Annotated in this window: 18 protein-coding genes; 6 read left to right on the forward strand and 12 right to left on the reverse strand. The window is 57.0% G+C overall.

Annotated elements, in window-relative coordinates:
- Positions 1-9: 9 nt before the first annotated feature.
- The gene (locus AACZ19_RS15215; protein WP_339635332.1) at positions 10-1359 is read right to left on the reverse strand and encodes a M48 family metalloprotease; all 1350 of its coding nucleotides are present in this window, start codon (positions 1357-1359) and stop codon (positions 10-12) included.
- Positions 1360-1399: 40 nt separating this feature from the next.
- On the opposite strand from AACZ19_RS15215, the gene AACZ19_RS15220 reads away from it, so the two are divergent.
- Both AACZ19_RS15220 and AACZ19_RS15225 read left to right on the forward strand, forming a co-directional pair.
- Positions 1400-2863: a gamma-glutamyltransferase gene (locus AACZ19_RS15220; protein WP_339635333.1), complete on the forward strand. Its 1464-nt coding sequence runs from the start codon at positions 1400-1402 to the stop codon at positions 2861-2863.
- A gap of 18 nt (positions 2864-2881) precedes the next feature.
- Positions 2882-4042 carry an aminotransferase class I/II-fold pyridoxal phosphate-dependent enzyme gene (locus AACZ19_RS15225; RefSeq protein ID WP_339635334.1) on the forward strand — a complete coding sequence of 387 codons (1161 nt, stop codon included), beginning with the start codon at positions 2882-2884 and terminating at the stop codon, positions 4040-4042.
- A 32-nt stretch (positions 4043-4074) separates the two neighbouring features.
- On the opposite strand, the gene AACZ19_RS15230 is transcribed toward AACZ19_RS15225, so the two are convergent.
- The gene (locus AACZ19_RS15230) at positions 4075-6699 is read right to left on the reverse strand and encodes an Rne/Rng family ribonuclease (protein ID WP_339635335.1); all 2625 of its coding nucleotides are present in this window, start codon (positions 6697-6699) and stop codon (positions 4075-4077) included.
- 514 nt (positions 6700-7213) lie between these two features.
- On the opposite strand from AACZ19_RS15230, the gene AACZ19_RS15235 reads away from it, so the two are divergent.
- From AACZ19_RS15235 to prfB, 3 genes are all read left to right on the forward strand, one after another.
- Positions 7214-8410 carry an N-acetylmuramoyl-L-alanine amidase gene (locus tag AACZ19_RS15235; RefSeq protein WP_339635336.1) on the forward strand — a complete coding sequence of 399 codons (1197 nt, stop codon included), beginning with the start codon at positions 7214-7216 and terminating at the stop codon, positions 8408-8410.
- Positions 8411-8522: 112 nt separating this feature from the next.
- Positions 8523-10961 carry a penicillin-binding protein 1A gene (locus AACZ19_RS15240; protein ID WP_339635337.1) on the forward strand — a complete coding sequence of 813 codons (2439 nt, stop codon included), beginning with the start codon at positions 8523-8525 and terminating at the stop codon, positions 10959-10961.
- 57 nt (positions 10962-11018) lie between these two features.
- Positions 11019-12135 (forward strand): peptide chain release factor 2 gene (gene prfB / locus AACZ19_RS15245; protein WP_339635338.1). Its coding sequence is split into 2 segments (ribosomal slippage): positions 11019-11087 and positions 11089-12135, totalling 1116 coding nucleotides; the frame shifts between segments, so codons are not numbered across the junction.
- Here the strand turns inward: prfB and AACZ19_RS15250 are convergent.
- The 7 genes from AACZ19_RS15250 to purC are packed head-to-tail and all read right to left on the reverse strand — an operon-like array spanning position 12132 to position 17793.
- Positions 12132-13166 (reverse strand): alpha/beta hydrolase, encoded by a 1035-nt coding sequence (locus tag AACZ19_RS15250; RefSeq protein ID WP_339635339.1) that lies wholly within the window; start codon positions 13164-13166, stop codon positions 12132-12134. The genes prfB and AACZ19_RS15250 overlap by 4 nt on opposite strands.
- A 39-nt stretch (positions 13167-13205) precedes the next feature.
- A complete protein-coding gene (gene grxD / locus AACZ19_RS15255; RefSeq protein ID WP_339635340.1) occupies positions 13206-13544 on the reverse strand; it encodes a Grx4 family monothiol glutaredoxin in 339 nt (112 codons plus the stop codon).
- Positions 13545-13572: 28 nt separating this feature from the next.
- Positions 13573-13812, reverse strand: a complete 240-nt coding sequence (locus AACZ19_RS15260; protein ID WP_293959716.1) for a BolA family transcriptional regulator — start codon at positions 13810-13812, stop codon at positions 13573-13575.
- Positions 13813-13823: 11 nt separating this feature from the next.
- Complete coding sequence (purL, locus tag AACZ19_RS15265) at positions 13824-16025, reverse strand: phosphoribosylformylglycinamidine synthase subunit PurL (protein WP_339635341.1); 2202 nt, start codon at positions 16023-16025, stop codon at positions 13824-13826.
- Between the two features lie 8 nt (positions 16026-16033).
- Positions 16034-16723, reverse strand: coding sequence for a phosphoribosylformylglycinamidine synthase subunit PurQ (gene purQ / locus AACZ19_RS15270; RefSeq protein WP_339635342.1), 690 nt, complete (start codon positions 16721-16723; stop codon positions 16034-16036).
- Positions 16724-16744: 21 nt separating this feature from the next.
- A complete protein-coding gene (gene purS / locus AACZ19_RS15275) occupies positions 16745-16987 on the reverse strand; it encodes a phosphoribosylformylglycinamidine synthase subunit PurS (RefSeq protein ID WP_339635343.1) in 243 nt (80 codons plus the stop codon).
- Between the two features lie 41 nt (positions 16988-17028).
- The gene (purC, locus tag AACZ19_RS15280) at positions 17029-17793 is read right to left on the reverse strand and encodes a phosphoribosylaminoimidazolesuccinocarboxamide synthase (protein ID WP_339635344.1); all 765 of its coding nucleotides are present in this window, start codon (positions 17791-17793) and stop codon (positions 17029-17031) included.
- Positions 17794-18086: 293 nt separating this feature from the next.
- On the opposite strand from purC, the gene AACZ19_RS15285 reads away from it, so the two are divergent.
- Positions 18087-18410, forward strand: coding sequence for a DUF1476 domain-containing protein (locus AACZ19_RS15285; protein ID WP_339635345.1), 324 nt, complete (start codon positions 18087-18089; stop codon positions 18408-18410).
- Between the two features lie 53 nt (positions 18411-18463).
- On the opposite strand, the gene purB is transcribed toward AACZ19_RS15285, so the two are convergent.
- The 3 genes from purB to map all read right to left on the reverse strand — a co-directional run bounded on the left by purB (position 18464) and on the right by map (position 21446).
- Positions 18464-19759, reverse strand: coding sequence for an adenylosuccinate lyase (purB, locus tag AACZ19_RS15290; protein WP_339635346.1), 1296 nt, complete (start codon positions 19757-19759; stop codon positions 18464-18466).
- A 93-nt stretch (positions 19760-19852) separates the two neighbouring features.
- Positions 19853-20632: a DNA repair protein RadC gene (radC, locus tag AACZ19_RS15295; RefSeq protein WP_339635347.1), complete on the reverse strand. Its 780-nt coding sequence runs from the start codon at positions 20630-20632 to the stop codon at positions 19853-19855.
- Positions 20622-21446, reverse strand: a complete 825-nt coding sequence (map, locus tag AACZ19_RS15300; RefSeq protein WP_339635348.1) for a type I methionyl aminopeptidase — start codon at positions 21444-21446, stop codon at positions 20622-20624. Before map ends, radC begins: the two co-directional genes overlap by 11 nt.
- Positions 21447-21470: the final 24 nt, after the last annotated feature.

Genomic DNA, 21470 nt, shown 5'->3' on the forward strand with positions numbered 1-21470 from the left:
GGCCGGGCGCTAGTTCTTCTGGCTCGCCCGGTTGGCCAGCGTGATGATATCTTCCAGCCGAAGATAGGTCGGACTGCCGACTTTAAAAAAGTCCTGTGCCCGCTCCGCATGAAACACAGCCTTCTGGTACTCACCTTCCAGAAGGGACCGTTCCGCGCTTGCCAAGGATAGCATGCCCGTATCGCCCGTCCGGCTGTAAGCAATGGCGAGCTGGTCCCACGTCATTCCATTATTCGGATCGAACGTCAGGCTGTCATTGAGGATGGCAATTGCCTTCTCCGAATTCAGCGGATCACCCGTCGCGTTCAGGATCGTGCCGTAGAATGTCAAGAGCAGCGGCTCGTTTGGGGCGAGGTCTACCGCCGTCTCAAGAGAGGGCAGGGCTTCAAAAATATTGCCATTCTCATAGAGCGCCTGCCCCTTTAATTCATGAAAATAGGGGTCCGTCGGATGTTCTGCAATCAGGCTGTCGATCTCGGCGAGCGCCTTGTCGAGATCCGGGTAGCGGAAATAACCAATGGCGCGGGCATAGCGCGCCTCAAGACTTGTATCGCTCAGAGGATACTTGGCGAGGGTTTTAGGCAGCGGCCGGGTAAATCCGAACAGTTTCGCCTGCATACGCTTGAGCGCGACTACATCTTCCTCAGCCGGCGGAACATCCTTGTAGGGAGACGCGGCTATCCGCTGGCTGAGCGCAGAGACACGTTCGCTGCTGACTGGATGGCTCCGGTAATAGGAGGAGATGGTGCTTTGCGGCTGATATTCGCCCTGACCGATAATTTCCAGAAATTCGGCCATGCCGCGACCGGACTGCCCCGTGCGGTTCAGATAGGTAATAGCCGCCTGGTCGGCGGAGGATTCCTGCGTCCGGCTGTATTGCAGGAAGGATTTGGTCGCCGCATCCTGCGATCCAATGGCCACCGCCGCGCCGGCCTCACCGCCGCCCGCCGCCGCCGCGACAACGCCCAGCAATATGCCGACGATGCTCTTGATATTCGCATTAGCAAGGGCGTCATGAGTCCGGGCGAGATGACCGCCAGCGATATGGCCCGTTTCATGGGCGATCACACCCTTCAACTGTCCGGGCGTCTCCACCCGCTCCAGCAGGCCGCGGAACATGAACAATCTCTGCCCGCCCGCAACAAAGGCGTTTAGGTCACGGCTATTGATGATATAAATTTCCACATCACTGCTGTTCAATCCCGCCGCCTTGAACAGAGGCCTTGCGTAACCGCGAAGGGTATGTTCAATTTCGGCGTCACGGATGAACGAAGGGGCCGTCTGTTTCGCAACAGCCCCTTGCAGGGACAGAAACAGGACCAGAAATATGGAAACCGACGTTAATATGCGTTTGATCAAGAAAAACATCCTTTTATCAATACCTAAAACTAGGAACTCAATGCGCTCCCGTCAATGGATGGTTCGACTGATATCGCTTTGCGCCGTTATGCCGCTGGCTCTCACCGCCTGCGGTGGGCCAAGTGTCCCGCTTGGCGAAGTCGGCAATGTAGAAGGTTCTCTCGGCGGCGCTTCCTCGGACGAGCCGCGCGCAACCCTGGTGGCAGAGGACATTCTCTCCTCCGGCGGTACGGCGGCGGATGCCGCAACGGCGCTTTACTTCACCCTCGCGGTTACCTATCCGGTTGCCGCCTCCCTTGGTGGGGGCGGGGAATGCATCGTCTATGACAACGAAACCAACAAACTCGAGAATCTGCAATTTTTCAACAAAGCTCCTGCGGCGGGCGGGGCGATTGCCATTCCGGGCAACATGCGCGGCATGGCGGCGCTTCAGGCCCGCTATGGCCGCCTGCCATGGTCCTCGCTGCTGACACCTGCCGAACAGATAGCCAATTTCGGTGAACCGCTGTCGCGCGCGCAGCATATGGCAATGGTCCTGAATGAGGATCAACTGTTCCTCGACTATAATCTTCAGAGCATTTTCAAGGATAAACAAGGTGAGTTTGTGGCAGAGGGGACAAAAATCCGGCAAGTTCGCCTCGCCAGCCTGCTCTCAACGCTCCGCTCCGAAGGCGGGGCGGTCTTCTATAGCGGCACCTGGGCCCGCACCTTCATCGAGGATGCCACCAATGCCGGTGGCAAAATCACCGTCTCCGATATGATCAATTACAAGCCGGTCTGGCAGGAGGCGTCCAGCTTCCGCGTCGATAACAACATGGTAGGGGTGTCCACCACCGCCTCTGGTGATCTATACCGCAAACTTTGGAGCGCGCTCTATGACGGCAAGGGAATCCTCGGTGTCGATGTCGCCATTCCCCAGGCCGAGATAGCCGCCGCGACAGCAAGCGTGTTCTCCGAAACAAGCAATATCTCACCCTTTATCAGCCATGGCGCAACCTCTTTCGTCACCACAGATAACCAGGGCAATGCCGTCGCCTGCGTTGTCGGGCTGGGTTTTCCGTTCGGCTCCGGCCAGATGGGCGAGATCACCGGCATGGTCATGGCGGGCAACCTGCCGCCGGAACAGCGTGAATTCCTCACGTCCCCGATGCTGGTCGTCAATATCCCGAACAAGGATTTCTATTATGCGAGCGCGGCTACCGGCGGCGCGGCGGGAACCGTGGCCTCGGTCACAACGGCGCTTAATGTCTTTGCCAAAGGAAACAATCTCGATCCGGCGATGGATGCACCGCGGCTGTTCACCATGGGACAGAACCTGCCGCTACTCTATGAATCCTCCATGGAGGCGGAGACCATAAACAGTCTGAGCGGCGATTTCCCTGTGATGGTCGAAGTGGACCGGTTGGCGTCCGTCAATGCCATTTATTGCCGGAACGGCAAGGTACCCAACTGCATTTCCCGCCATGATCCGCGCGGATACGGCCTCTCCCTGATCGAAAACTGACCCCGCCGGAGGAATATCATGACCAATCCATCGGGCCGCGAGATCAGTCCCTTTATTGCCATGGAGGTCCTGAAGGCCGCGAACCAGCGGGAGCAGGCGGGCGATCCGGTCTTTCATATGGAAGTCGGCCAGCCCGGCACACCGGCGCCGAAGAAGGTGATTGCAGCGGCGAAGGCAGCACTCGACAGTCAACAGATCGGCTATACGGACGCGCTCGGTATTCCGCCGCTGCGTGCCGCCATCGCACAGCATTATCGTGATTTCTACGGGGTGGAGGTATCGCCGAAGAGGGTTGTCGTCACCACCGGATCATCAGGCGGTTTCCTGCTGACGTTCCTTGCCGCATTTAAAAAGGGCGCGCGCATCGTCCTCGCCGAGCCGGGCTATCCGGCCTATCGCAACATCCTTTCCTCCCTCGATCTTGACGCGGTGGGCTTGCCCTGTCATGCCGAGACAAATTTCCAGCCAACGCCGGAACTTCTCGACACCCTGGAAGGGCCTCTCGACGGTCTGCTGGTTGCCAGCCCGTCAAACCCGACCGGCACGATGATCAAACGGGATGAACTAATGTCGCTGATCGATTATTGCAAGGCACGCGATATACAGTTCATCTCGGACGAGATTTATCACGGTATTTGCTATAACGAACCCGCAACGACGGCCCTGGAACTGACGGATGACGCGATTATCATCAATTCCTTCTCAAAATTCTTCTGCATGACCGGATGGCGGCTCGGCTGGATGGTAGTGCCAGAGGAGATGATAGGCCTGATCGAGAAAATCGCCCAGAATCTCTTTATCTCGCCACCCGCGCTCAGCCAGTATGCGGCCATTGCCGCCTTCGACGACATGGCGGAGATGGACGCAAATGTGACAGTCTATGCGCGCAACCGCGAACTTCTGCTGAGTGAACTGCCGAAGATCGGCCTCGACCGGCTGGCATCGGCGGACGGAGCGTTCTATATCTATGCGGATGTGCGCGATTTCACCAATGACGCGGTGGATTTCTGCACCCGGATGCTGGCGGAAACGGGCGTCGCCGCGACCCCCGGCCTTGATTTTGATCCACACCGGGGGAATGGCTATGTCCGATTTTCCTTTGCCGGATCAACTGCCACGATCGAGGCGGCGATTGAGCAGCTTAAGAGCTGGCCGGGCCTCAAAAAAGGGAGCCGTTAAGCTCCCTTTTTTAATTTACTTTGTAACGAGGATCAGCCGCGCCGCCACCAACCGCTGCGCTTCGGTTTCTTCTCCACCGCGACTTCTTCGGCTTTGTCATCGGTAACGACGGTGACCGAGACCGGCTTGTCCGCAACTTCCGCCGCTTCCGGCTCCTTCTTCGCCGGAGTTTCACTCGGCGTTTCAGGTGTTGTATCCGGTTCCGGCTTTACATCCGCGTCAACTGGGGCAGGGGCGTCCGCCACCTCTTCCGTCTTCTTCGGGGCTCTCCGGCGACGAGGTTTCGGCTTTTCTTCCGTGTCCGCAGCTGCTTCAGTGGGCACTTCCGCCTCAGGGCTCGCAGCCTGCTCTGTCTGCTCGGCCTCTTCGGCCTTCGGCTTCCGGCGGGAGCGGCGCGGCTTCTTCTCCACAACTTCTTCGACAACATCGGCTTTTTCGGCGACATTCGCCACTTCGCCCGCATCGTCTGCCTTTACCGTAATCGGGATTACGACCGCTTCCGGTGCCTCATTAGCGCTGTCATCCTGTCCGGACTCGCCGTCATTTGTCTGTTGCTGATCGTCCTGCGACGTATTGCGGGACCGGCGACGACCGCCGCGCTTGCCGCGCCGACGCCGTTTGGACGGCTCACCGCCGTCATTGTCATCCTCTCCCTCAGAAGAACGTGCTTCCTGAGGTTGCTCCTCAGAGCCAGCATCCTGCTGCTGCGCATTCTCATCGCGTGGTTTCCGCCGACGCCGACGCCGACGCCGTTTGGGCGCAGTGCCGTCCTCGCTATCGTCATCCTGTGCGGCGGATTTATTGTCGTTGTCGTCTTCCTCATCCTCCGCGTCGGCGATATAGGCGGGTGTGACATCGCGGGTGATCGGCGTCAGGTCACCGGGCTTGCCTTTTTCACGCTCAATCTCGTGATCATTGAGGTTGGCGGCCGGATCCGCAAGGATCAGGATCGTCATGCCATAGAGATTTTCCAGTTCCTGTATAACCGCGCGTTTCTGGTTGAGCAGGTAAATCGCCACATCCGTATGGACTTTCACCGTAACCTTGGCGACAAGTTCGCGCACGCCTTCCTCTTCCAGCGTACGAATAATCAGCAATGCCGTTGACTCGATGGAGCGGACGAAGCCCGACCCGCCACAGGTATGACAGACATTCGTACTGGTCTCAAGGAAGCTCGGCCGCAGGCGTTGCCGCGACATTTCCATCAGACCAAAAGGACTGATCCGGCCCACCTGAATGCGGGCGCGGTCGGATTTCAGGCAATCCTTCATCCGCCGTTCAACGGCGCGGTTGTTGCGGTTGTCATCCATATCGATGAAGTCGATGACGACAAGACCGGCAAGATCACGGAGGCGCAGCTGCCGGGCAATTTCCTCGGCCGCCTCAAGGTTGGTCTTGGTCGCCGTATCCTCGACATTCCGCTCCCGCGTTGCCTTGCCGGAGTTGACGTCAATGGAGACAAGCGCCTCGGTTGGATTGATAACGATATAGCCGCCGGACTTGAGCTGCACTTCCGGGTTATACATCGAAGCGAACTGCTGCTCGACCTGGAACCGGTGGAAGAGGGGGATCTTGTCCTTGTAGGGCTGAACCTTCTTCGCATGGCTGGGCATCAGCTTGCGCATGAAGTCCTTGGCCACCTTGTAGCCGTTGTCGCCCTCGACCAGGACTTCGCTGACTTCCTTGTTATAAAGATCGCGGATGCAGCGCTTGATCAGATTCGCCTCTTCATACACGCAATAAGGGGCAATGGATTTGAGCGTCAGCTCGCGGATATCGTCCCACAGGCGCATCAGGAATTCATAGTCGCGCTTGATCTCGACCTTGGTCCGGCTGAGACCAGCCGTGCGGATAATCACGCCAATGCCTTCCGGCACCTCCAACTCGTTCGCGATTTTCTTCAACCGCTTGCGGTCGGCGGGATTGCTGATCTTGCGACTGATTCCGCCGCCGCGACCGGTGTTCGGCATCAGCACGCTATAGCGGCCCGGAAGCGAGATATAGGTCGTCAGTGCCGCGCCCTTGTTGCCGCGCTCTTCCTTGACCACCTGCACCAGCAGAATCTGCCGCCGCTTGATCACTTCCTGGATTTTGTAGTTGCGACGGGGCGGCGTGGCGCGGCGGTCGTCTACATCATCCTCACCACCCAGATTTTCAACGACATCGTCATCATCCCTGTCCACAACCTCAAGGCCACCGATGGTATCGTCCGCATCATCGATAATCCCGTCTTCATCATCATCTTCAACGGATGTTTCAGAGTCGGTCATGACCTCGGGTTCGTCGTCATTGTCCTTGGAGGACGCCTTGGCGTCTTTCACTGTCTTCTCGTCGATCGCCGCCTCTTCAAGATCGCTCGCTTCACGCTCGGCGGCAGCTTCCTGCTCGATCAGAACTTCCCGGTCCGAGATCGGTACCTGGTAATAGTCGGGATGAATTTCATTGAAGGGGAGAAAGCCGTGACGGTTGCCGCCATATTCCACAAAGGCCGCCTGAAGGGACGGTTCGACCCGGGTTACTTTCGCAAGATAGATGTTGCCTTTAAGTTGTTTTCTGGTGGCCGTCTCGTAATCAAATTCTTCAAGACGGGTACCCTTTACGATAACGACGCGTGTCTCCTCATCATGAGACGCGTCGATTAGCATACGCGTAGCCATATATCAGCTCCGTGGCTGGCTATCCTTCCTATGAGTAAAAGGATATCAACCTATTTCTGTGGAAATCGGTCGGCGCTTCCCGTTTTAATTGATAAAACATGTCTCAAACCGGCTTAAAATCGGTTTGAATTTCTGGCTGCCGGAATCTGCCTTCGACATTGATGGTCAGATACGATTTCTGTTTCAACTTTTTTCACTGCATTGTCTTAAGCGCTGCCACCAGACGCTCCGGGGATTGAAAAATACTCAATGCCTGCAAAAGCTGTCGGAAACGGCGCCGCCCTGTCTCATATATATATGAGTATGGAACTGACCACAGGAACTCACTCTGTCATAATAGCGCCATAATGTCGGACATACCAAGTGAATAATGATCACCGGGCGAATTTATTCTCGATAATGAAACCGCATGCATTGATTACGGGGCAGGGAGTCGCTAATTTAGGCCGGATCGATCATCGCGTGGGGGTGAGAAGTACCACTACGCAAAAGAGTTTATAGTCCGGATATGGATATGTTTAATCGCTTTTTCCGTTTCGCCTTGATGGCCCTCCTGATCATTACAGGTAACATTCTTTCGGGTCCGGTCATGGCAGAACCGGCTATCGACGTTTCCTCCGTCCGGCTGGGCCTGCATGAGGACAAGACGCGCTTCGTCATGGAGATGAGCGCCGAGCCGAAATATGACGTCTTTCTCCTCGCCGATCCTTATCGTATCGTTATCGACCTGCCGGAACTTGACTGGCGCGCGGATGACTCCGGCGGACGCCAGAAAGGAATTGTCCAGAACTATCGATTCGGTCTTTTCAAGAAGGATACTTCCCGCGTCGTGCTCGATGTCGGCGGGCCGGTCACAATTCTCCGCACGGTAATCCTGCCGCCATCTTCGGGCAAGCCGTACCGTTTTTTCATCGATATCCAGAAAACTGACGAGGTATCCTTCCAGAGGGAACTTGCGGAACGGCGCAGCAATCTGTCCGAGAGAAGCATTGCGCTGGTCGCCCCCGAACCCCCGGCGCCCAGCCGCAAATACACCATTGTCATCGATCCGGGGCATGGCGGAATCGATCCCGGCGCCATCGGCAAGAGTGGGGTTTATGAGAAGAAAATCACCCTGGCGGTTTCCAAGAGAATTCACAAGATTCTCTCGAAAAACAGCAAATACAATCCGATCCTGACCCGCGATGACGATACCTTCCTCAGCCTGCGCGAGCGGGTAACCTTTGGGCGGCAGGCGAAAGCGGATCTATTCATCTCCATTCATGCGGATTCCATCGGTCGTGCCAATTTCCGGGGTGCCGCGGTCTATACCCTTTCCGAGAACGCCTCCGATGATGAGGCAGCGGAGCTAGCGAAAAGCGAAAACAAGTCCGATCTCATTGCCGGGGTCGACCTTAGCGTCCAGGACGATACGGTGCAGGGCATCCTGATCGACCTTGCACAGCGTGAAACCATGAATTTCTCTGTCAAATTCGCTGAGATGGTAACGCCGGAAATTGCCAAGTCCGGTATGAAAACACGTGGACGGTCGCATCGCTTTGCCGGATTTCGAGTGCTGAAGGCGCCGGATGTTCCCTCGGTTCTGGTGGAGCTTGGCTATCTGTCCAATCGCGAGGATGAAAAAATCCTGAAATCCAACACAGGCCAGCAACGGCTCGCGCAGGCTATTGCCAATGCGGTTGATAAGTATTTTGAAACAATCGATCCGTAAGATAAAATCCATAAAACGACAGATTTTCGGGAAAACGGTTATTTCTACCTGAAAAAAACCAAATCTGTTCTATATTTACAGTTTGATCATGTATTTTGAGATTAGTTAGCCCATGTCGCGTTTCGCAAAATTTCTTTTTCTCTGTTTCAGCCTGCTGATCTTTTTCGGTGTGATTGGTGCCGGGGCTATCGGCTATGGCCTCTATCATTTCGGCAAGGGCCTGCCAGAGTATGATCAGCTCACCCAGTATGAGCCGCCGGTCATGACCCGCGTCCATGCCGGCGATGGCAGCCTGATTGCGGAATATGCGCATCAGCGGCGCTTGTTTGTCCCGATTGAAACCATTCCCGAATTCGTCAAGCAAGCCTTCATCGCGGCGGAGGACCAGAATTACTACGAGCATCCGGGCGTTGATTTCCTCGGTATCGCCCGGGCAATGACGACAAACGTCAAGAACCTCGGCCAGGGGCGGCGGCTGGTCGGTGCCTCCACCATTACCCAGCAAGTCGCGAAGAACATGCTGCTAACGAACGAGGTTTCTTATGAGCGCAAGGCGAAAGAGGCCATTCTCGCGCTCCGGATCGATCGGGCACTCACCAAGGATCAGGTGCTGGAGCTATACCTGAACGAGATTTATCTCGGTCACCGGGCCTATGGTGTGGCCGCAGCGGCTCTTTACTATTTCGACAAGCCGCTTGATCAGCTGACGATTGCCGAGGCGGCCTATCTCGGTGCGCTGCCGAAGGCGCCCAATAACTATAATCCCTTCAGAAATCCTGAACGCGCGGTCAATCGCCGCAACTACGTTATCGGCCGGATGCTGGAGGATGGCTATATAACCCCGGAACAGGCCGACGAGGCTTTGGCCACACCGTTGCTGGCGCGCAAGGGCGGCGATGCGCAGGTGATCCAGGCCGAATGGTTCGTCGAGCAGGTCCGCCGGGAACTTTATGACATTTACGGCGAGAAGGCGCTCTATGACGGCGGTCTCTCCGTACGTACGACCATGCAGACCTCCCTTCAGCAGACGGGGGAGCGAATCCTGCGCGAAGGCTTGCGCGCCTATGACCGCCGCCACGGCTGGCGCGGCCCGCTTTCCACTATCGAGGTCGGTGAGGACTGGGCGGTCCAGCTCATCAAGTTCCCGCGGCCGAAAGGACTGGAAGACTGGCATATCGCTGTCGTGCTGGAGCTTGACGACAAGGGCGCCTCCATCGGCTTTTCCGATACCACAACGGGAGAAATCCTGCTCGAAGACATGACCTGGGCACGCGAATGGATCGGTGTGGACGAGAAGGGACCGTCCATTGAGAAACCGTCCGATGTCCTGAACGTAGGTGATATTATTGCTGTCGCCCCGAAAGAGGAGAGCGAGGCCAAGGACAGGCTGTTCAGCCTTGAACAAATCCCAAAAGTCTCCGGCGGTCTCGTCGCAATGGACCCGCATACAGGCCGTGTTCTTGCCATTGTCGGCGGCTGGAGTTCGGAATCATCCCAGTTTAACCGCGCCGTACAGGCCTATCGGCAACCAGGTTCGGCCTTCAAGCCTTTTGTTTATGCCGCCGCGCTCGATAACGGCTTTACGCCCGCTGACAAGATCATGGACGGGCCTTTCGTGCTGACCCAGCCGAATGGCGAACGCTGGAAGCCCTCCAACTATTCCAACCGCTTCTATGGTCCCAGCACATTGCGCCTCGGGATCGAGAAATCACGCAACCTGATGACGGTGCGGCTGGCCCGCGCCATCGGCATGGAGGAAGTCGTCGATTATGCCCGGCGGTTCGGCATCACAGACAACCTGATGCCGTCGCTGTCCATGGCGCTCGGCGCGGGAGAGACGACCTTACTGAAACTGACAACGGCCTATGCGGAACTCGTCAATGGTGGCAAGAAGATCACCCCGACCATGATCGACCGGATACAGGACCGCCGTGGCTTGACGATCTACCGCCACGACAAACGCCCGTGCGAGGAATGCAATGTCGAGGTCTGGGATGATCAGGACGAACCGGAACTGCCCGATACCCGCGAACAGATCCTGCCCGCCACCACCGCCTATCAGGTGACTTCAATGCTGGAAGGCGTGGTCGATCGGGGAACGGGGCGCTCCATAAGCGTCATCGGCAAACCTATCGGCGGCAAGACCGGCACCACGAATGAAAGTCAGGATACCTGGTTCATGGGTTTCTCGCCTGACCTCGCGGTCGGCGTTTATGTCGGATTCGATACACCGCAAAGCCTCGGCAAGAAGGAAACCGGGTCATCCGTCGCGGCGCCGATTTTCAGGGATTTCATGGCCGAGGCGCTGAAGGACCAGCCCGCGACCCCGTTCCGCGTGCCCGAGGGTATCCGCCTTGTCCGGATTAACGGGGAAACCGGGGAACTTGCCCAGCAGGGGGACAGGAATGTCATTCTGGAAGCCTTCAAGACCAGTAGCAGCCGGTTGACCAGCAGCGGCGTCCTCGATGGCTCCGATTCCGGCTTCTCGCCGGTCTCGACGGGCACGGTTCCGGAAAAGGCTGTCCGCTCCGGCACCGGCGGGCTTTACTGATCCGCAAAATCAGATTACCTTCCGCCTGAAAATTTTCCGTTGTCGTTGGAGTAAAGAATGCGTGCAGAACACCAGTCATTAGTCGATGAGATCAAGCAGGGCATGGCCTTGCTGAGGAGGTATCTTTGACTGGGAAAACGCAACCCGCCGTCTTGAGGAACTGAACTCACTCGTTGAAGACCCCGACCTCTGGAATGACGCGAGCAAGGCCCAAGGCCTGATGCGCGAGCGGACCAGTCTCGAGAATGCTCTGAACGGCTACCAGCGGATCGAGCAGGAGCTTGAGGACAACGTCGAGCTTATCGGCCTCGCCGAAGAGGAGGAGGACGAGGAAACCCTCGCCGAGGCGGAAGCCGGACTAGACGCCCTTCTTGCCGATGTCAACCGGCGGCGGCTGGAAAGCATGCTGTCGGGCGAGGTCGATGCCAACGACTGTTATGTGGAAATCCATTCCGGCGCGGGCGGCACCGAATCCCAGGACTGGACGCAGATGCTGCTCCGGATGTATATGCGCTGGGCCGACCAGCATGGCCACAAGGTCAAGGTGCTGGAGGAAAGCGCCGGGGAAGAGGCGGGCCTTAAATCCGTCACCATCGAGGTTTCTGGTGAAAACGCTTATGGCTGGCTGAAGACGGAGAGCGGGGTCCACCGGCTGGTGCGCATCTCCCCGTTTGATTCCAATGCCCGGCGCCATACCAGTTTCTGCTCGGTCGGGGTCTATCCGGTGATCGATGACGACATCGACATCGAGATTGACGACAAGGACCTGCGCATCGATACCTATCGCGCGTCCGGCGCCGGAGGACAGCATGTCAACCGGACGGAATCGGCGATCCGCATTACCCATATTCCAACGAATGTTGTTGTTCAGTGCCAGAATGACCGGTCCCAGCACAAGAACCGCGCCGAGGCGATGAAGATGCTGAAATCACGACTCTATGAGCTGGAACTGCAAAAACGCGAGGCGGCGGCGCAGGAAACCCGCGACGGCCAGACCGATATCGGCTGGGGCCATCAGATCCGCTCCTACGTTCTGCATCCCTACCAGATGGTCAAGGATCTCAGGACGGGGGTGGAAAAGGGGAATGCGCAAGGCGTGCTCGACGGGGATCTCGATGACTATCTCGCGGCGGCGCTTGCCCAGAAAATCGGCGGCGAGGAAGACGCGGCTTAAAGACTCTCGCCGCGAAACACATGGCTGAGGGCTTCGGCCGCCTGCCGGACGGCCTTCTCGGCCTGCGGCAGGATCGCAGTCATTGACATAAACCCGTGCACCATGGCGGGAAACCGCACGATCCCGACATTGACCCCGGCCGACTGAAGCGCCTTGCCGTAGCTTTCCGCCTCATCACGCAAGGGATCGAACCCCGCCGTAATGATCAACGCCGGGGGAAGCCCGGCAAGATCGGGATTGAGGATGGGGGAGGCGCGGACGTCATCCCGCTCCGCCGCGTTGTTCAGATACATATCCCGATAATCGCGGATGCGCTCATAGGTCAGGAAAAAGCCGTCCTCGAACAGCTTGTAGCTGTCGGCAGAGAGATGGGCATCGAGCGTCGGATAGAGCAGCATCTGGAAGGCAGGCGCTCCGCCCTGTGCGGCCTTGACCTGCTGCGCCACCGCCGCCGCCAGGCATCCACCGGAACTATCGCCACCAACCGCCACCCGCTTCGGATCAAGCCCCTGATCCGCGCCGTGATGCACCGCCCAGCGAAAGGCCGCAATGGCATCGTCAACAGCGGCCGGAAAGCGCGCTTCCGGCGCAAGCCGGTAATCAATGGAGAGAACGGCGAAGCCGCCATATTTTGCCAGCCGCGCACAGAGCCCGTCATGACGGTCGAGAGAGCCGCGAATATAACCGCCGCCATGATAATAAACGAGAGCAGGAAGAGATCGATCAGATGTCGGCTTGTATAATCGCGCGGGCAGGGGGCCGATGTCTGTCGGGATGTCAATGTCGGTGACGCTGTGCAACCTTGGCCGCGGTCCGGAAAGGGCGCCCGACAAGCGTTCCAGATTGGCGCGGGTTGTCTCCAGAGGCGTGTCCCGAACCGGCGTCGCGTTCTTGCGGTCAATATCGCAGAGGAGACGGGCCTTGCTGTCGAGACGCTGCCCGTCAATGACCACCGGCTTGAAGCCATAGCAGAGGCTGAAAAAGGATTCCGGCAGCAGGCCGACCGCTTTCAGGATCACCTGCTCCTTCATATCATCACACGCCCGTGAATACTGTTATCAAGCGGGCATTCACGCGGAGGCGCGGGCGACCTGCTTGGCTTCGAACGTCTCCTGAAGCTCGCCGGTTTCGAACATCTCACGAATGATATCGCAACCGCCGATAAACTCACCCTTCACATAAAGCTGGGGGATGGTCGGCCACTGGCTGTATTCCTTGATGCCCTCGCGAATGGCGGGATCACTCAACACATCCACGCTCTTGAACTTGACATCGAGGTGGGAAAGGATTTGCACGACAGTTGCGGAAAAACCGCACTGCGGGAAGACAGCCGATCCTTTCATGAAAAGTACGACATCATTGCCGGACACTTCCTGGGAAATTCGGTCTTTCGTTACTTGATCAAGCATGTTCGATCCTTCCTAACTATAAATTCGTTTACTGGCTCTCGGGCACGGAGGTTTGCAGGGCAAGCGCATGCAGCGCCTCGCCCATGTTGCCCTGAAGTGCCTCATAAACCATCTGGTGCTGGCGGACCCGGGGCAGGCCGGCGAAGCTCGCGGAAACGACCATGGCCGCATAATGGTCGCCATCCCCGCGCAGATCGGTGATTTCCACCTTCGCATCGGGAATGCCTTCCTTTATCAGCCGTTCAATTTCACTCGCATCCATCGCCATGGAAAAAACTCCTATTCGCTGCCTGGACGGGACATAAGGGCGGGCAGCCACTTCGCATGAACTTCCTTCAGCCTACTTACGGATATGGTAAGCGCACCGTCTATTTTCAAATCAGTATGACCGATCGTTCCAATAATGTGTAGGGGAATATCTTCGGCAAGCGCAAACCCGCGCATCATCTCGACATCGTCGGGCTTCACGGTCAGGACGTAACAGGCCTGATCCTCCGCAAACAGCGCCGCATGGAGCGGCAGCGACGTTTCCAGCGTTATCTCGGCACCGATATTGCCTGCAATCGCCATTTCGGCAAGGGCAACGCCCAGACCGCCATCGGAAATATCATGAGCGGCGGTCACAAGGCCTTTTTCAATCATCTCACGGACGTAATCGCCATGTTCACGCTCTTTTTCAAGGTCAACGCGCGGCGGGGCGCCTTCCTCGCGTCCCTCTATTTCCTTCAGATACAGCGACTGCCCCATCTCCCCGGTCAAGTCGCCGACCAGAACCACGACATCTTCTGCCTCCTTGAAGGCGAGGGTGGTCATCTTCGAATAGTCCGTCAACAGTCCGACACCGCCGATCGCCGGGGTCGGATAAATACCCGTGCCGTTGGTTTCGTTATAGAGCGAGACATTGCCGGAAATCACCGGAAAATCAAGCGCCGTGCAGGCCGCGCGCATCCCGTCGATACAGCCGACAAACTGCCCCATGATCTCCGGCCGCTGCGGATTACCGAAGTTCATGCAGTCGGTAATGGCCAGCGGCTGGCCGCCGGTTGCGGTAATATTACGCCACGCTTCGGCAACGGCCTGCGCACCCCCCATTTCCGGATCGGCATAACAATAACGCGGCGTGCAATCCGTCGTAATCGCGAGCGCCTTCTGTGTGCCATGCACCCGAACAACGGCGGCATCCCCGCCAGGGCGCTGGATCGTGTCGCCCATGACCATATGGTCATACTGTTCCCAGATCCAGCGGCGGCTGGCGATCTCCGATGATCCCATTAGGGCCAGCAAGGCCGCGCCCAGATCATTCGGTGCCGCCACATCCTCTCCCCGGATCACGGCTGGGGCCTCTGTTTTCGTCCAGGGCCGGTCATATTCCGGCGCAGCATCGGCGAGCGGCGCGACGGGAAGATCGGCGGCAATCTCGCCGTTCATGGTGAGAACCATCCGGCCCGTATCAGTCACCTTGCCGATGACGGAGAAATCCAGCTCCCATTTTTCGAAAATCTTGCGGGCCTCTTCCTCGCGGCCCGGTTTAAGGACCATCAGCATGCGTTCCTGACTTTCCGAGAGCATGATCTCATAGGGCGTCATGCCGTCTTCGCGCATCGGCACGAGATCAAGGTTAAGCTCGATCCCGACGCCGCCCTTGTCTGCCATCTCGAAGGAAGACGAGGTGAGGCCCGCCGCGCCCATATCCTGGATCGCGACAATCGCATCGGTCGCCATCAGCTCAAGGCAGGCTTCCAGCAGGAGTTTTTCGGTAAAGGGATCGCCAACCTGAACAGTCGGGCGCTTTTCCTCGCTGTCGTCATCGAACTCGGCGGAGGCCATGGTCGCCCCGTGGATGCCGTCCCGCCCGGTTTTCGAGCCAACATAAACCACCGGGTTGCCGATGCCCGCCGCCGCGGAATAAAAGATGTTGTCCGTCTCGGCGAGGCCGACGGTCATCGCATTCACAAGGATATTGCCGTCGTAGGAGCTGTGGAAATTCGTCTCCCCGCCCACGGTCGGAACCCCCATGCAGTTGCCATAGCCCGCGATACCGGCGACAACACCAGACACCAGATGGCCGGTTTTCGGATGATCGGGGCGACCAAACCGCAGCGCATTCATATTGGCGATAGGGCGCGCGCCCATGGTGAAGACATCGCGCATGATGCCACCAACGCCGGTCGCCGCGCCCTGATAGGGCTCGATAAAGGACGGGTGGTTATGGCTTTCCATCTTGAATATGGCAGCCTGCCCGTCGCCGATATCGATCACGCCGGCATTCTCGCCGGGCCCGCAAATCACCCAGGGTGCCTCGGTGGGGAGGGTCTTCAGCCATTTCTTGGAGGATTTATAGGAGCAATGCTCACTCCACATCACTGAGAAAATACCGAGTTCCGTCAGGTTCGGCGTGCGGCCCAGAATGTTCAGGACCTCGTCATACTCGCCCTCGGTCAGGCCATGTTCTGCAACAATGTCTTTGGTAATTTCAGTCATGTCTTCTTTTAACCGATGGAATTTACGAGGTGATCAAAAAACCGTTTGCCGTCGGTGCCGCCCAGTTCCGGTGTGATCAACCGTTCCGGATGCGGCATCAGGCCGAGGACATTGCCTGCTTTGTTGTAGATCCCGGCGATATTCTTGAGTGAACCATTGGGATTGGCCTCGTCCGTCAGGTCGCCCGACTCCGAGACATATTTAAACGCGATCTGGCCCTCAGACTCGAGCTCATTGAGCTTATCTTCATCTGCGTAGAAATTGCCGTCATGATGGGCGACGGGGAAGCGGACGACCTCGCCCTGCTCGAACCCGCCAACAAAGCGTTCGTTCTGAGCCGTGATCAGCAGGTCAACATCGCGGCAAACAAACTTCTGTCCGGCATTGCGAAGAAGGGCGCCGGGTAACATGCCGGTTTCCGTGGCCACCTGAAAGCCGTTGCATATGGCAAGAACGGGCGTGCCGCCCTCTGCTTTCTTCACAACCTCGCGCATGATCGGGGAATTAGCGGCCATGGCGCCTGAGCGGAGATAGTCCCCGTAGGAAAATCCGCCCGGAATGGCAATCAGGTCCGTGTCGGGCAAGTCGCTGTCCCCGTGCCAGACCATTGCCGGCTCCCGCCCCATTGACTGGGTAAGGGCGACTTTCAGGTCACGGTCACAGTTCGATCCGGGAAATACGATAACGGCGGCTCTCATCGTCGAAAACTCCCTGTGCGGTCAATCAAGCAATTCGATGGAATAATTTTCAATCACCGTATTGGCGAGAAGCTGCTGACACATCTTCTCGACTTCCGCTTCAGCATTCTCACGATCCATGTCGGCGAGATCGAGATCAATCGTTTTGCCCTGACGGACATCGAGAACCTTGTCGAACCCAAGACCATGCAGGGAATGGGAAATCGCTTTTCCTTGCGGATCAAGAACACCGTTTTTCAAGGAAACATAGACACGTGCTTTCATTTAATCCTCATCTGACTAAAAAAGGCGCTTTTCTTGCGCCTTTACTGGATTGCAGTTGTCCCTTGCAGGTCACCGGGGCCGCCTTCGGGAATAATCCCCAAACGCCGCGCGACTTCCTGATAGGCATCCTCAACACCACCAAGGTCACGACGGAAACGGTCCTTGTCGAGCTTCTTGTTCGTCGCAGCATCCCAGAGGCGGCAATTATCCGGACTGATTTCATCGGCCAGGATAATCTGCATCTCGTCGCCTTCGAAAAAGCGGCCGAACTCCAGCTTGAAATCGATCAGCCGGATGCCGATACCGGCGAACAGGCCAAGCAGGAAGTCATTCACACGGAGCGACTGGCTCATGATGTCGTCCAGCTCCAGCGGGTTGGCCCAGCCAAAAGCGGTGATATGTTCTTCCGAGACGAGCGGATCGTTCAGGTCGTCGGATTTAAAACAATATTCAATAATCGGGCGGGGCAGGGGCGTGCCTTCACTGATCCCGAGCCGCTTGCAGATCGATCCGGCAGCAATATTGCGGATGATCACCTCAACCGGGATGATTTCCACTTCCTTGATCAATTGCTCGCGCATATTGAGGCGACGGATGAAATGATTCTGGATGCCGATTTCGGCCAGCTTGGTCATCAGATGTTCGGAAATCCGGTTATTCAGCACACCCTTGCCGGTCACCGTTGCTTTCTTCTCACCATTGAATGCGGTGGCGTCGTCCTTGAAATACTGCACGAGCGTGCCCGGTTCCGGGCCTTCAAAGAGAACTTTTGCCTTGCCTTCGTAGACACGTCTACGTCGGGTCATGGATAAACTCCAACTCATCGAAAAGGCGGTCATGCGCCATGGAAAAAATCGTAAAGGCGGCCCCGTTCGGGAAATGAGGAGGCCACCTGGTTCCGTCGCCAAAGCGTCACCGCCAAAAGCAAGCGGAACATAATCCAGAAATCCTGCAAACACAACAATTCCTGACAGGGAAAAGTTGTAAATTCCGCAGAAATTCACTTGCAGGTCTAGGCGACACACGCCATCTTGGGTATAAAGCCATACCATAGTGTAATTTAGTGTTTTGAAACAAGGTTCAGGGACAGGAAACGAAAATGTCAGGATTTGACGAACGGAAAAGAGGCCAGGAAGGCAAATTTGCACATGATCAGGAAATGGAATTCAAGGTCATGGTGCGCCGGAACAAGTTGCTGGGTATCTGGGTCGCGGAACTTCTTGGCAAGACGGGCGCAGATGCAGACGCCTATGCAAAGGAAGTAGTTATTTCGGACATGGAAGAGAAGGGCGATGAAGACGTCTTTCGCAAGGTACGCGGCGATATCGACGCCGCGAATGTCGAAATGTCGGATCACCGCATCCGTCGGCAAATGGAAGAACTCCTGTCCGTCGCTCGCGAGCAGATCTCCGCAGGCAATTGATTCCGGTATAATTTAGAAAGAGGCGCCGGATAGACCGACGCCTCTTGCCTCTTTTATTCGCCAAAGACCCGCTTGAAGATCGTATCAACATGCTTTGTATGATACTCAAGATCAAAAACGCCTTCGATCTCCTTATTTGATAAAGCTTTTGTTACATCCTCATCAGCTTTTAATAACTCCAGAAAGTCCTCTCCCTCGCGCCAGACACGCATCGCATTTCGCTGCACGAGGCGGTAGGAATCCTCACGGCTGACTCCGGCCTGGGTAAGCGCCAGCAGCACCCGCTGCGAATGAATCAGGCCGCCAAGCTTGTTCAAATTGGCCATCATGTTTTCCGGATAGACGACCAGCTTCTCGATCACAGAAGTCAGGCGGGCGAGCGCAAAATCAAGGGTGATGGTCGCATCCGGGCCGATGCCGCGCTCGACGGAGGAATGGGAGATATCCCGCTCATGCCAGAGGGCGACATTTTCCATTGCCGGGATCGTCGCCATGCGGACAAGGCGGGCAAGGCCGGTGAGATTCTCTGTCAGAACCGGATTACGCTTATGCGGCATGGCGGAAGAGCCTTTCTGCCCCGGCGAGAAATATTCTTCCGCTTCCAGAACTTCGGTGCGCTGCAAATGCCGGATTTCAACGGCGAGCCGCTCTATAGAACTCGCGATCACACCAAGTGTTGCAAAAAACATTGCATGACGGTCGCGGGGAATCACCTGCGTCGAGGCGGGCTCCGGCGTCAGGCCCAGCGATTTCGCCACATGTTCCTCGACGAACGGGTCGATATTCGCAAAGGTCCCGACGGCGCCGGAAATGGCACAAGTCGCGATATCCTTGCGTGCATTCACAAGGCGCTCGCGATTGCGGTCAAACTCCGCATAGGCCTGCGCCATCTTGAGGCCGAAGGTCACCGGCTCCGCATGAATACCGTGGGAGCGACCGACACAGACATCATCCTTATGGGCATAGGCCTTTGCCTTGAGCGCGGCGAGAAGCGCATCCATATCCGCAAGCAGGATATCGCTGGCCTTTGTCAGCTGCACCGACAGGCAGGTATCCAGCACATCGGAGGAGGTCATGCCCTGATGTACAAAGCGGGCCTCATCGCCGACATATTCCGCGAGGTTGGTGAGGAAAGCGATCACGTCATGCTTGGTTTCCCGCTCAATCTCGTCAATCCGGTCGATATCGAACTGGCCCCGTTCCCACACCGCCTTGGCCGCCGCCTCAGGGATAACGCCAAGCTTGGCTTGCGCATCACAAGCATGGGCCTCGATCTCGAACCAGATGCGGAACTTGCTTTCCGGCTCCCAGATGGCGGTCATTTCTTCACGGGCATAACGGGGAATCATGGTGGGTCTAACTTTCTGAAACAGGTATCGGAAGAAGGGGTGACTAGCAGAGATAACACAAAAGCTCAACCACTTCTGACAGGCACCGGAACTTTACATCAACCCCAGCGACTTGAAACTGGCGCTGTCCTGATTCCCGACGATGAGATGATCATGGATCTTGATACCGAGCGCACTCGCCGCTGTCATGATTTCATTGGTCATGTCGATATCGGCCTTGGACGGCGTCACATCGCCCGACGGATGATTATGCACCAGAATCAGCGCCGTTGCGCCAAGCTCCAGCGCACGTTTCACCACTTCACGCGGATAAACGGCGGTATGGTTGACGGTGCCGGTCTGCTGCACTTCGTCTGAAATCAGGTGATTCTTGTTGTTCAGGAACAGGATGCGAAAATGCTCAATTCCCCGGTCGCTCATCACGCCCTGACAATATTCCAGAAGTGCCTGCCACGATCCCAGCACGTTTTTCTTCTCAATCTCGGAGCGGAGGATTTTCTCGCCCAGCGTCTCGGCAACTTTGAGGGTCGCGATCACCGCATCGCCAACCTTGTCGATCTTGCGAAGCGCCTGCGGTTCCGCTTTCAGGACCTTTGCAAGACTGCCGAATTCCGCCAGCAATTTTTTCGCCAGCGGTTTGGTATCGCCGCGCGGGGAGGCGGCAAAGAGCAGCATTTCAAGGAGCTGGTAATCCGCAAGGCTGCGCGCACCGGCAGAGATGACCCGTTCGCGCATTCTTTCCCGATGGCCGAGCCGGTGATCGTCTTTCGCCCCTACTTTCGGCGGTTCGTCCGCAAGGCCGAGCGTGAATTCCGGCGTCTCCAGTTCCTGAAGGCTTGCATTCCTGTCCGGCTGTTTCGGCTTAGACGGCATAGGGCGGGCGATCCAGTCCCTTGGGCGACAGGGTGAAAATCTCGTATCCCGTTTCGGTCACGCCGAGGGAATGCTCGAACTGGGCGGAGAGGGAACGGTCTTTGGTCACCGCCGTCCAGCCATCTTCCAGCACCTTGACCTGCCAGGTGCCGAGATTGATCATCGGTTCGATCGTGAAGATCATGCCCGCCTTGAGTTCCACCCCTTCGCCGGGCGTGCCGTAATGCACAATATTCGGCACATCATGGAATACCTGCCCCAGGCCATGGCCGCAGAAATCGCGAACAACGGAACAGCGCTTGCCTTCGGCAAAGTTCTGGATGGCATAGCCGATGTCGCCGGTCGTCGCGCCGGGTTTCACCACCTCGATCCCGCGCATCAGCGATTCATAGGTAATATCGATCAGCCGTTCCGCCTTGACGCTTGGCTTGCCTGCCACGAACATGCGGCTGGTATCGCCGTGCCAGCCATTGACAGTCGGAGTCACGTCTATATTGACGATATCCCCGTTCTTCAGCTTCTTCGGACCCGGGATACCATGGCAGACAACATGGTTGATAGAGGTGCAGATGGATTTGGGAAAGCCGCGATAGTTGAGCGGGGCCGAAATACCGCCACGCTCGGCGATGAAATCCGCACAGAGCGTGTTCAACTCGTCAGTCGTGACACCCGGCACCACATGTTCCGCGATCATATCCAGCGTTTCCGCGGCAAGCCGTCCGGCCACGCGCATACCTTCGAACCCTTCCGGTCCATGGAGTTTTATGACGCCGGTATTGCGGTTCGGCGCGGCTATACTTGTTTCATATCTCATTCAAGCGCTCTTCAGTTTTCTGGA

The sequence above is a fragment of the uncultured Sneathiella sp. genome, assembly GCF_963973085.1.
Classification (GTDB): Bacteria; Pseudomonadota; Alphaproteobacteria; order Sneathiellales; family Sneathiellaceae; genus Sneathiella.